This is a genomic window from Hydrocoleum sp. CS-953, from assembly GCF_002260545.1.
Taxonomy (GTDB): Bacteria; Cyanobacteriota; Cyanobacteriia; order Cyanobacteriales; family Microcoleaceae; genus Trichodesmium.
The window spans coordinates 1-11,754 of sequence record NZ_LGSU01001384.1; the positions used below are offsets into that span (position 1 = coordinate 1).

Sequence of the window (11,754 nt, forward strand, 5' to 3'; positions counted from 1 at the left end):
ATTCTGCTAGCACACATGCAGCAGATTAGTATTGAAGAAGAATTAGCAGAACTTCTGGAAGGTGTTGATGTTATCATCGCAGGTGGTTCAAAAACTCGCCGAAAAATTTTTATGTGAGTAAACCACAGTACAGACTTACCATAGAACGTCTATACAAAGGTTGTCGTCTGGACTGGGTTTACCTATCTGAAAAGTGTTATAATTTTTGCTAACAATTCTCTGAATAATAAGGAGGAAGAAATGAGATTTATTAATCCTAAAACTGATTTCAAGAAGAAAAACAAAAATTTGTTTATAATGACGAAATAAAATTAGTATTTCTGGAACTAAGAAAATTCCAGAAATCAAACGAATTAACTATTCATCTGAGATGACAACAAAAATTGTGTAAAATTCTCAAAAAACTCAGCCTTAGATAAACTACCATCCTGGTTAACATCGCTGACTTTCCAGAAACTTTCAATCTCTGGCTCACTATAACAGGGAATAGGTAAAAAAAATCAAGTATTTTTCTATTTTAATCGATCATTAAGCAAATATAGCAGTCGCCATTACTGGCGCGAACATTCTCAAATATAGTCACAGCAAAAATTTAACTTTAGCCTTCAGCCTTCTGACTTCAGTTATGAAGCCNCTGGTTAACATCGCTGACTTTCCAGAAACTTTCAATCTCTGGCTCACTATAACAGGGAATAGGTAAAAAAAATCAAGTATTTTTCTATTTTAATCGATCATTAAGCAAATATAGCAGTCGCCATTACTGGCGCGAACATTCTCAAATATAGTCACAGCAAAAATTTAACTTTAGCCTTCAGCCTTCTGACTTCAGTTATGAAGCCAGTGTTTTTTCCGTCAAGATAGAACAACAAATATTCTTGTAGGGACGTTCCATGGAACGTCCCTACTTTTTTTCGGAGTAGTCTAGTAAGTAATGAATCACCAACTACATCTTCATAGTTACAGTCTTAATCTCTGTATACTGCTGTAAAGCATACTCACCTTTCTCCCTACCAATACCAGACTGTTTAAAACCACCAAACGGTGCAGCAGCATCAAACACATCATAACAATTTACCCAAACAGTACCTGCCCGCAGTCTATGAGCTACAGTATGAGCCTTACTCACATCTTGTGTCCATACACCAGCAGCCAAACCATAAATCGTATTATTTGCTCGTTCTACCAGGTCATCAATATCCTTAAACTTAATGATACTCATTACTGGACCAAAAATTTCTTCTTGAGCAATTTTCATCTCATCTTGCACGTCAGCAAATACAGTTGGTGCAATAAAATAACCGCGATCGCCAACTCTTGAACCACCGCATAACATCTGGGCACCATCCTGCTGACCAGACTCAATATAACTCATCACTTTATTAAACTGTTCTTCATCAACTTGAGGCCCTTGTTCCACACGTTCAGCAAATGGGTCGCCTACCATCCGGCGTTTTGCCCGTTCTACACTCTTGGCAACAAAATCATCATAACATTTCTCTTCTACAAACAGACGAGAACCCGCACAGCAACACTGACCTTGATTGAAGAATAAAGCAAAATGGGAGCCTTCAATAGCCGCATCCATATCCGCATCGGCAAACACTATATTCGGACTCTTGCCACCGAGTTCTAAAGTCACCCGCTTTAAGTTACTCTTGGCAGCAGCTTCCATGATTAAATGACCTACTTCTGTCGAACCAGTGAAAGCAATTTTATCAATATCGTTATGGTGAGAAATGGCAGCACCAGCAGTTGGGCCGTAACCAGATAAAATATTGATTACACCAGGAGGAAAACCTGCTTCCACCGCCAACTCTCCCACCCGGAAGGCTGACAATGGTGTTTGTTCGGCAGTTTTCATTACTAATGTATTACCCATTGCCAATGCTGGGGCAAGTTTCCAAGCTTGCATTAATAAAGGGAAGTTCCAAGGAATAATTTGACCGACAACTCCTACTGGTTCGTGGCGAGTGTAGCAGAAGTAGGGGCCATTGATAGGGATAGTCTTGCCTTGAACTTTGTCCGCCCATCCTGCATAATAGCGATAACAAGCGATCGCCAAAGGTAAATCTCCATTGAGAGATTCTTTGAGTGGCTTACCATTATCCAGGGTTTCTAACCTTGCCAACTCTTCTATATTTTCTTCCATCAAATCTGCTAACTTATATATAAGTTCACCTCGTTTGGTAGCAGACATTTTTGGCCAGTCACCACTGGTAAATGCTTTGCGGGCTGCTATTACAGCTTTGTCTACATCAGGTGCATCTGCTTCTGCAACGTCACAAATAACTTCTCCTGTTGCAGGGTTAATAGTTTCAAACCTTTTGCCAGAGGCACTTTCTACCCACTCGTTATTAATTAATAGTTTGGTTTGGCCAATTTTAACCTTTTGTTCTGGTATTGTAGTAGTTACCATAAATTTTTCTATTACTTTGTCGTGAATATAACCTTTTTATCTCTTCGTAGTCTTTATGTCTAAAAAACTTTAGAAATTTTTAACAAAAAAAATATATAGAAATGTGGGTTTATACTGATATAATGTCGAGTTGAATAGTTATAATTAAACACCGTAGTAAGGCTTTAGTACATTAAATATTTATCTTAGGGCTAGAGCAATTCTACCGATAAAGAAGCAGAAGCAAAAGAATTTGGAGCGCACCATTTTTGTAATTGGAACAGTCAAGAAGAGATCGCAGCAGCTAGTAGCAGTGTAGATTTACTTATTAGTGCTGTTTCATCAGAAGTTTATTGGGATAAAGCTTTGAGTTTATTAGCAAAGAACGGCGTTTTCTGTTTAGTTGGGCTTCCTGTTTCGATGTTATATCATCTCCGCTAGCATCAGTATTGTATAGCAAAGGTAGGGAACACTAGACATCTCCGAAAAATCAATAAATNAAGAGATCGCAGCAGCTAGTAGCAGTGTAGATTTACTTATTAGTGCTGTTTCATCAGAAGTTTATTGGGATAAAGCTTTGAGTTTATTAGCAAAGAACGGCGTTTTCTGTTTAGTTGGGCTTCCTGTTTCGATGTTATATCATCTCCGCTAGCATCAGTATTGTATAGCAAAGGTAGGGAACACTAGACATCTCCGAAAAATCAATAAATTGTGATAGAGTAATAAAAAATGTAATTTTTAGTGGCTAATTATGACCAGTATGCTTGACTACATTCGTATGGCATCCACAAGAGTCAGAACGTTTATTAGGCATCAGGTATGAACAGTTAGAAAAGTTATTAAAACAAGCCGAAAAACTCCACAATAATAGGCAAGAGATAGCCACAGCTAAAAAAGTTAAAATAATTGCTTCTGGTGGTGGTAGACCACCTAAATTATCCATCTCAGAACAAATTATTTTAACCTTAACTTACTTAAGACATTTGACAACATTTCAACTACTAGGAATTCAATTCGGAGTAAGTGAAACTACAGCTAATGATACCTTTAATTATTGGTGGCCAATTATTGGAGATTTATTACCAGCTAGTTTATTAGAACAGGTAAAAAAAACTCAAGTGACCAAGAAATTATTAAGGAAATTTTAACAGAGTATGAGTTAATCGTAGATAGTTATGAACAGGACATACAAAGACCAAAAAAATATGAAAAACAAAAAGAATATTATTCGGGAAAGAAAAAAAGTCATACAAGAAAAAGTCAAGTAATTGTGTTACCTGTAGGTAAGGATATTGTTGATGTAGAAGCAGGAAAACCAGGAAAAAAAAGTGACATAAATTTTTTTCGTGAGACACAACAGAAATTCTCTGAAAAACAAAAATTTACTGGGGATAAAGCCTATGTGGGAGAATCAGCAATAAAAACACCTAAAAAAAAGCCCAAAAATCAAGAATTAACCAGCCAGGAAAAGTCTCAAAATAAAGACCTTGCTGCTAAAAGAATAATTGAGCGAACATATAATTAGATTACTAAAAATCTTTCGGGTAGTCCAAGAAAGATTTAGACTAAATCCTGAGAAATACGCGCAAATAATTAAGACTATTTGTGGCCTTGTTAGATTACGAATAGGTACATTTATTTTGTAGTATTAAACCAACCTTGATAGAGATGTCAATTATTAAATTAATATGGCTATTCTTGAGCTAGTTTTTAATAGTAAGTATCTATAACACTGAGTTTACCGTGAAAATTAACTATCTTAAGCATTTGCGTTGGCGGAGCCTAGCGGCAGCTATATCGCTTCCTGAAAGATAGTTATAGTAAGTGTTCGACTATTTTCGGAGATGTCTACTTAACTGGGAACAGGGAACAGGTAGCAAGGCTTAAGAGCTGATTTATAAAGTAAATCTTAAGTTAGCTAGTCGTCTAACCATAAGGTGAATTAAAGAGCCATAAATCATGGCTTCACTTACATCTGAATACACCTCATAATCTTTGCTTAAGCGTCGAAATCTATTCAACCAACCAAAAGTACGTTCAACAATCCATCTTTTAGGTAGTCGCTCAAAAGATTGGGCAGTTCTTTTTATTACTTCCACTCTAACGCGATCGCCACAAACTTGCTGGACTGCACTCGCGCAATTATTACCCTCCTCCCCCTCCTCTCCCCCTCTTCCNAGTACCTCTAATTTCGACAGCTTATCCCTAGCTTCATTAAGTACTACGACTGCCCCTAATCGTTCTGAGGCATTCGCTTCGGTTACCAAAACACCTATTAATAGTCCTTGGGAATCTACTACAATGTGACGCTTACGCCCCTTAACTTTCTTGCCACCATCAAAACCGTATACCTCCCCCTTTTTTCCGTTGTCTTGACTGACTGAGAATCAGCAATGGCAACAGTTGAGTCTTTATCTCTATCTATCTCTATTCTTAATTTTTGACGTACTTTGTCATGCATCTGTTGCCAAAGACCCCGTTGTTGCCATTTTTTGAAGTATCTGTATGCTGTGCTGTAGGGAGGAAGATCATGAGGCATCATTTCCCACTGACACCCAGTCCTTTGTACATAGAAAATAGCGTTGAAAATTTCTCTGAAATCCACTTCTAGAGGATGGCCAAATCCCTTAGGTTGAGGTACTAAAGGCTTAAGTATTTCCCATTCTACATCACTCAGGTCACTTGAGTATGGTTGACGTTGAGGATTTGCGATCGCAGGTAGACGGCTCATTAGTCATAGTTTGNCTAGAGGATGGCCAAATCCCTTAGGTTGAGGTACTAAAGGCTTAAGTATTTCCCATTCTACATCACTCAGGTCACTTGAGTATGGTTGACGTTGAGGATTTGCGATCGCAGGTAGACGGCTCATTAGTCATAGTTTGGCTTAACTATAATTAATAGTAACACCATTATTCATTTGAAAAAACTTTCTTTAGATTCTCTTTATAAATCAGCTCTCAATGTGGACATCAACAGAAAATGCCTTTGCATGAGAGAACTTATAATTGTGCTAACTGTGGATTTCAAGCTGACAGAGACTTTAATGCTGCTGTTAACCTAGAAAACTATGTTTGGGAGTAGGTGGAGTTCTCACCGATTTTAAGCCTGTGGAGAAGATGTGTAACAGACTGCGGTCAGTGGTCTTCAGTGAAACAGGAAGCTAGCTCCAAAGCTCATGCAATTCCCGCATGGGTAAGTTTGGGTAAGTTTAGTAGAACGGAATTTACCAGTATTAGGTGGGGATGAAGTTTACTCTGCAAAGACTCTTGAGAAAGGTCGAGATAGTGCTGTAGGAATGATTGTAGCTATAGCATGGGATATTGAAGTAAATGAAGCAGGTTCAGATTTTCCAGAACGCTCTCAAAAGCTGTGGGGAACTTCAAGCGTGAATTGGCGAACAATTAGTGCGTATGATGCACTTCAAGCTCTTGGGAAAGCAATCGACGATCAAGCTCAACCAACTCGTGAAGGTGTTCGGGAGGAGTTATCATCAAACTTTTCTACACCTGGAGCATTGAGAGCAGTGAAATTTTTAGACTCTGGTGACTATGATGGTGATATTCAATTAGTAGAAGTTGTGAAGATTAGCGATCGCTATGACTTTGTACCTCTTAAGCCTTAAGGAAGTCAGAAGTCAGATAGGGGAGCCTATCGCCCGTGAAAGTCAAGAAGAGTTAGAGCAAAAATATATTTTTTAGCTAATAATTAATAATGTAGTTGAGTGTGGCTTTCCTGTATTTCTTTTGACATACTCCCCGGCTGTCAGGCACGGGGATTCTCACGCTTATGTGATTCTTTGCTCATCGACACAACTTACGATCGGCAAGTTGCCCATCATTAGCACCAGATCGTTATCTCCCAAAGCGTTCCCTATTACTAGGAGGTTCCCGTATGCCCTACGNCCATCATTAGCACCAGATCGTTATCTCCCAAAGCGTTCCCTATTACTAGGAGGTTCCCGTATGCCCTACGGTACCTTGATTCCACTCAATGCCTATTATTTCCAATCCACGGCTCAAAATATTTCGTGCTGCGTTAGTGTCACGGCATATTTCAGTTTGGCAGTTAGGGCAAACATGAGTACGAGTTGACAAAGTTTTTAAAACTCTATGCCCACAATTAGAACAATCTTGCGAAGTGTATTTGGGATTCACCGCAACAACTACCTTATCCCAAATTTTTCCATAATATTCTAGCCCCTATCGTGAATTGATACCACGATGCGTCAGATATTGACTTTGCCAAATGATGGTTTTTGACCATGTTTTGTATCTTCAGGTCTTCATAGACAACAACATCGTTAGATGCCACTACGCACCGTTCGCGAAGCGTGGCGTAGCCATAGCTTGTTTAATGCTCCAGTCTTTACGTTGCCTACTCACCTTCAAGTGACATAACCCAAGTCTCTTTCTGGCCTTGTGATAATTGTTTGATTGAGGTTTTTTGCCTTTCACAAACTTTTTACTTAACTGTCGTTGCCGACGTTTTAATTTTTTCTCTGACTTCCTCAAATATTGAGGATAAACAACAGCATTATCATTTTGGTCTTTGTAGAAATATTTTAACCCTAAATCAATACCTATAACATCACCAGTATAATTTCCTGCTTCTTTTCTATTGGCGTCTAAACAAAATTGACAATAATACCCATCTGCACGTCTAACTATTCTCACCCGATTAATTTTTAACCTAAACAAATCTTCTCTTGTTTTTGAATTACAATATAGAGAAAACTTGCCAGATTTAAACTTATCGGTGAAAGTTATAAACATACAATCGTCTGACAGTTTCCAGCCAGATTGTTTATATTCTACAGACCGACAATGCTTTTTCAATTTAGGATACCCTTTCTTTTTTGCTCCTTCAAATGCAGCGACGATCAAAGTGGCTAATTGAAGTCCAAGCTACTTCTACTGAGGCTTGTCTAGCTGATGAATTTAATTTGTTTGCAAAAGCAAATTCACTAGCTAATTCTTTACTCAGTTTGTATAAACGTGACTTATCTACTCCTTGGTTGTCCATCCAATATCTGACAGCTTTATTTCTAATAAACTGTGCTGTCCTGATAGCTTCATCCAAGGATTTATATTGATTTGATGTCCCTTTTAATAACTTGGCCTCTCTGACTAACATTGCTATCTTTTTTGTTTCTATAGTATTATTTTATCACATATTTCCTCAGATAAAACAATTATTTGAAAAATATTTCCACAAAGAAAGTCGTCCTATAAGGGCGAGGCTTTAGACCCATTTTTTCGGTAAAATGAGCGAATAATTATAGCCCTATGCATTAAGGTTAGGACATTTCTAAATCCTGTTAGCGGAGCTTTTCCCTATACGAAAAACCCTTTGACAATTTACTATTCCCTACTCCCTATTCCCTATTCCCTAGCGCGTAGCGCTATAAAGAATAAATTGGCCTGACAATATTTAGAAGATTAAACTACTGTAACTTATTTTCTGATTCCTGACTCCTAAAAATTGATATAAATTCATCAAAAAAACAATGACTAGCAAAACACTTAGACACCGCTATAAAATTTTATCAGATTTAGGCAAAGGTGGTTTTGGCACCACTTATTTAGCTACCGATCTAGACCTTCCCAATCATCCTAAATGTGTTGTTAAACAATTAGCTCCATCAGACCCCAGACCACAAGTGTTTCAAATTGCTAAAACTTTATTTAAAAAAGAAGCAATAACATTACAACGTCTGGGAGAACATTCTCAAATCCCCAGATTATTTGCCTACTTTGAAGAAGGCGGACAATTTTATCTCGTTCAGGAATTTATTCAAGGTAACGACCTCACAAAAGAGATTTATCTAGGGCAAAAAATTAGTGAAGAACAAGCAATTCAACTATTAACTGAAATCTTAGAAGTTTTAAAGTATGTACATCAACAAAATGTAATTCATCGTGACTTAAAACCCCAAAATATTATGAGGAGAAAATCTGATGGAAAAATAGTTTTAATTGACTTTGGAGCAGTCAAAGAAATTAAAGGATTAACTGTAACAACTGGAGGTCATACAACTCACACAATAGCAGTAGGAACTCCTGGATATATGCCCAGCGAACAAGCAGCAGGTCAACCGAGGTTTTGTAGCGATATTTATGCTGTGGGAATTATGACTATTGAAGCATTAACAGGAACGCCAGCAAGTCGATTACCTAAAGACGAATCAACTGGTGAACTTATCTGGAAAAACCAAGTTAATGTCAGCCAAAAATTGGGTAGAGTTCTAGATAAAATGGTTGCCGATTATTGGAGGCATCGTTATCAAACTATTGATGAAATAATGGTCGAATTAAATGATGATAATTATGTTAATAGTCAATCTCAGCTAGAAACTGTTTTAATACATAAAAATCAGGTTAATAATGAACAACCAACTATTCCTCCTTCTGGTTCACCGTCATTTATCCCACAACCTTCACTAACTCTCCCCCGCAGTTGGGTCAAAATAGGCTTAGGTATTGCTGGCGGTGCTATTTTGGCTTCTATTATTATTATTCCTAATATTCTTAGGCAAAAAGAAACATCTTCACCATCACCTACCCTCAACGATCAAGACCAGGAAAAACTTTTACCACTACCCTTACCACCCCTACCACCACTATCACCTCGCCCCAACGATCCCAAAATAAAAATTAGAGAAAAACTTCTCAGCAAGGGGGAAAAATTTTTACCTTCACCAAACCGTAATAGTATCTCCTACGCCACAAATATTTCTGAAATTAACACTCTTACTGGTCATAATGACTGGGTGCGTTCTGTTGCCATCAGTCTAGATGGACAGACTATTGTTAGTGGTAGCTATGACAAAACCATCAAGGTCTGGGATTTAGCAACTGGTAGTCTCAAGGGGACTATATCTGATAATAGCGATCGAGTTTTTTCAGTAGCTATTAATCCTAATGAAAAAACTATTGTTAGTGGTAGCGCTGACGGCACAATTAAGATTTGGGATTTAGTAACAGGAACTCTCAAAACTACTCTGAATGGTCATAGCAACTCGGTTTATTCTGTTGCGTTCAACCCTGAAAACCAGAATATTATTAGTGGTAGTGCTGATGGTACGATTAGGGTTTGGGATTTAGCAACAGGCACTTCTAAAATCACTATTACTGCTCACAGTAATGTTGTTTATTCTGTTGCCATCAGTCCCGACGCAAAAACTATTGTTAGTGGTAGTGGTGATGGTACGATTAAGGTTTGGGATTTAACAACAGGAGACCTCAAAGCTACTCTCACCGATCATAATGACCAAGTTTTTTCTGTTGCTATCAGCTCAGATGGGGAAACTATTGTTAGTGGTAGCGCTGACGGTACGATTAAAGTTTGGGATTTGGCATCGGGTAGTCTCAAACAGACTCTCACTGGTCATAGTAAGGAGGTTTGGTCTGTTGCTATTAGCTCAGATAGTAAAACTATTGTTAGTGGTAGCGAAGACAAGACTATCAAAATTTGGGATTTAGCAACTGGCAATCTCAAAGACACTCTCACAGGTCATAAATGGGTGGTTACATCTATTGCTATTAGTCCCGACGGACAGCATATTATTAGTAGTAGCGATGACAAAACTATTAAAGTCTGGAGTGCATCAAACGCAGATTACTCTAAACTAGAAAAGCTGCTTGCAGAAGGAAAGTGGAAAGAAGCAGATCAGGAAACAGAAAATATTATGCTTCAAGTTGCTAACCGAAAATCAGAAGCATGGTTAGACAATGTTTCAATCTCTAAATTTCCTTGTTCAGACCTCAAAAAAATAGACCAACTTTGGGTAAAAAATTCTAATGGATATTTTGGTTTTACTGTACAAAAACCAATCTATTTAGAAACAGGAAATAAGCCAAAAAATTTTCAAGAGGAACCCTATAAACTTTTTGGGAAAGCTGTTGGATGGTATCAAAAAGATAACTGGTTAAAATATAATGAGCTAGCCTTTAATTTTCCCGAAAATTCACCAAAAGGTCATCTTCCTGCGCCCCATCGTGAAAGAACAAGTGCTGCACTTGCTCCCTATCATTATCTGATGGATAAACTAATAAAATGTAATATTTAATAATAAGCAATCAGCAATCAGCAGTCAGCAGTCAGCAGTAAACGTTTAGAATTAGAAGGAGATTTAAACCCTAGCTCTAAAAACTGTTAACGTTTCAGCCCACATTCCGCACGACAAAATGTAGTACATAAAGAGGGGAAAACTTGAGTAAGTATTTAGACTCAAGAAAAAAAAACCTCAAACTGTANCCCACATTCCGCACGACAAAATGTAGTACATAAAGAGGGGAAAACTTGAGTAAGTATTTAGACTCAAGAAAAAAAAACCTCAAACTGTAATTCTAGACAAAAGGTGAAGAGGAAAAAAGAGGAGAAAATGTCACTAAAAGTGAGTAACATAGACCATCTAGGTTTGGTCGCAGGAATTATCGATGAAATTGGTATAGAACAAAAAATTAATCAATTACTTGGAGAACAATTACCCGAAAAAATCACAGGGGGTCAAGCGGTAAAAGGAATGCTGTTAAATGGGTTAGGATTAGTTTCATCTCCACTATATTTATTTAGTAAGTTTTTTGAGGGAAAAGCTATAGAACATTTAATTGGAAAAGGGGTGAAAACAGAGTATTTTAATGATGATAGATTAGGAAGAGTATTAGACCAACTTTATCNCACTAAAAGTGAGGAACATAGACCAGCTAGGTTTGGTCGCAGGAATTATCGATGAAATTGGTATAGAACAAAAAATTAATCAATTACTTGGAGAACAATTACCCGCAAATATCACAGGGGGTCAAGCGGTAAAAGGAATGCTGTTAAATGGGTTTTCGGCGAACTTTTGCTCTGCCGTCGATGGCGCGTCGCCAGAGCAAAAAGCCAAATACCCGCTGCGCGAGGGGCAAGTCTCGGTGCGCGAAACTCCGGGGCGTCCGGGCGTCTACGCCTGCACCGTGCATCTGCAGCCGCACGCGCAGCTGGATCAGGTCATCTCTTCTTTTAAACTGGTGACGGAACTCTCCTCCGTCGGGCCCGCAAAATAAAGATTTTCGGATGAATTTTATAGAACTAGGCAAATAGGTTATATCAAATCCGGTAGCATTGGTGTAATTTTAGATATTGTAGGGGCGAATGGCCATTCGCCCCTACAAAAGTCAAAAGTAATCCCTGATGCTTGGAGAGAGCATTTATAAATGTCCGCGCCCTATTTGCATAGTGCTATAAAATTTTAAGGTACTGTTAAAAAATTTAGTATTTTTAGTGGAATGGGTTGGAACGATTTTTTCTTTTTGGCATTAGGATTTGGATTGGGGTTATTGTTTGGAGGTTTTGGGTCTGGGCAGGAAGTCAGAATT

At 38.0% G+C, this 11,754-nt stretch carries 9 protein-coding genes and 3 pseudogenes; 8 read left to right on the plus strand and 4 right to left on the minus strand.

Annotated features, from left to right (window positions below):
• Positions 1-943 precede the first annotated feature (943 nt).
• Entirely contained in the window at positions 944-2,416 is a 1,473-nt protein-coding gene (locus AFK68_RS27155; protein ID WP_094676710.1) for an aldehyde dehydrogenase family protein, read from the minus strand.
• A gap of 213 nt (positions 2,417-2,629) precedes the next feature.
• On the opposite strand from AFK68_RS27155, the pseudogene AFK68_RS46660 reads away from it, so the two are divergent.
• The 3 genes and pseudogenes from AFK68_RS46660 to AFK68_RS27170 all read left to right on the plus strand — a co-directional run.
• Positions 2,630-2,836, plus strand: a pseudogene (locus AFK68_RS46660) (zinc-binding dehydrogenase); the annotation flags it as partial.
• 323 nt (positions 2,837-3,159) lie between these two features.
• Positions 3,160-3,543, plus strand: a complete 384-nt coding sequence (locus AFK68_RS27165; protein ID WP_210407650.1) for a transposase family protein — start codon at positions 3,160-3,162, stop codon at positions 3,541-3,543.
• Positions 3,544-3,581: 38 nt separating this feature from the next.
• Positions 3,582-3,920 (plus strand): transposase family protein, encoded by a 339-nt coding sequence (locus tag AFK68_RS27170; RefSeq protein ID WP_256386664.1) that lies wholly within the window; start codon positions 3,582-3,584, stop codon positions 3,918-3,920.
• 370 nt (positions 3,921-4,290) lie between these two features.
• On the opposite strand, the gene AFK68_RS42680 is transcribed toward AFK68_RS27170, so the two are convergent.
• On the minus strand, positions 4,291-4,572 hold a 282-nt coding region (locus tag AFK68_RS42680; protein WP_246844496.1), incomplete at its 5' end, for a transposase.
• 1 nt (position 4,573) lies between these two features.
• Positions 4,574-5,126: pseudogene (locus tag AFK68_RS27175) on the minus strand (IS5 family transposase); the annotation flags it as partial.
• A 218-nt stretch (positions 5,127-5,344) separates the two neighbouring features.
• Between AFK68_RS27175 and AFK68_RS27180 the strand changes: the two are divergent.
• Positions 5,345-5,476: a transposase gene (locus AFK68_RS27180; RefSeq protein WP_256386665.1), complete on the plus strand. Its 132-nt coding sequence runs from the start codon at positions 5,345-5,347 to the stop codon at positions 5,474-5,476.
• A 214-nt stretch (positions 5,477-5,690) separates the two neighbouring features.
• Entirely contained in the window at positions 5,691-6,017 is a 327-nt protein-coding gene (locus tag AFK68_RS27185; RefSeq protein WP_094676716.1) for a hypothetical protein, read from the plus strand.
• Positions 6,018-6,342: 325 nt separating this feature from the next.
• Here the strand turns inward: AFK68_RS27185 and AFK68_RS27190 are convergent.
• A pseudogene (locus tag AFK68_RS27190) lies at positions 6,343-7,528 on the minus strand (RNA-guided endonuclease InsQ/TnpB family protein).
• A gap of 373 nt (positions 7,529-7,901) precedes the next feature.
• Between AFK68_RS27190 and AFK68_RS27195 the strand changes: the two are divergent.
• From AFK68_RS27195 to AFK68_RS46665, 3 genes are all read left to right on the plus strand, one after another.
• Positions 7,902-10,463 (plus strand): GUN4 domain-containing protein, encoded by a 2,562-nt coding sequence (locus AFK68_RS27195; RefSeq protein WP_094676718.1) that lies wholly within the window; start codon positions 7,902-7,904, stop codon positions 10,461-10,463.
• Positions 10,464-10,778: 315 nt separating this feature from the next.
• The coding region (locus AFK68_RS27200) for a DUF4277 domain-containing protein (protein ID WP_246844497.1) at positions 10,779-11,073 on the plus strand (295 nt) is incomplete at its 3' end.
• A gap of 9 nt (positions 11,074-11,082) precedes the next feature.
• Positions 11,083-11,442, plus strand: coding sequence for a DUF4277 domain-containing protein (locus AFK68_RS46665; RefSeq protein WP_143438342.1), 360 nt, complete (start codon positions 11,083-11,085; stop codon positions 11,440-11,442).
• The last annotated feature ends 312 nt before the right edge of the window (positions 11,443-11,754 follow it).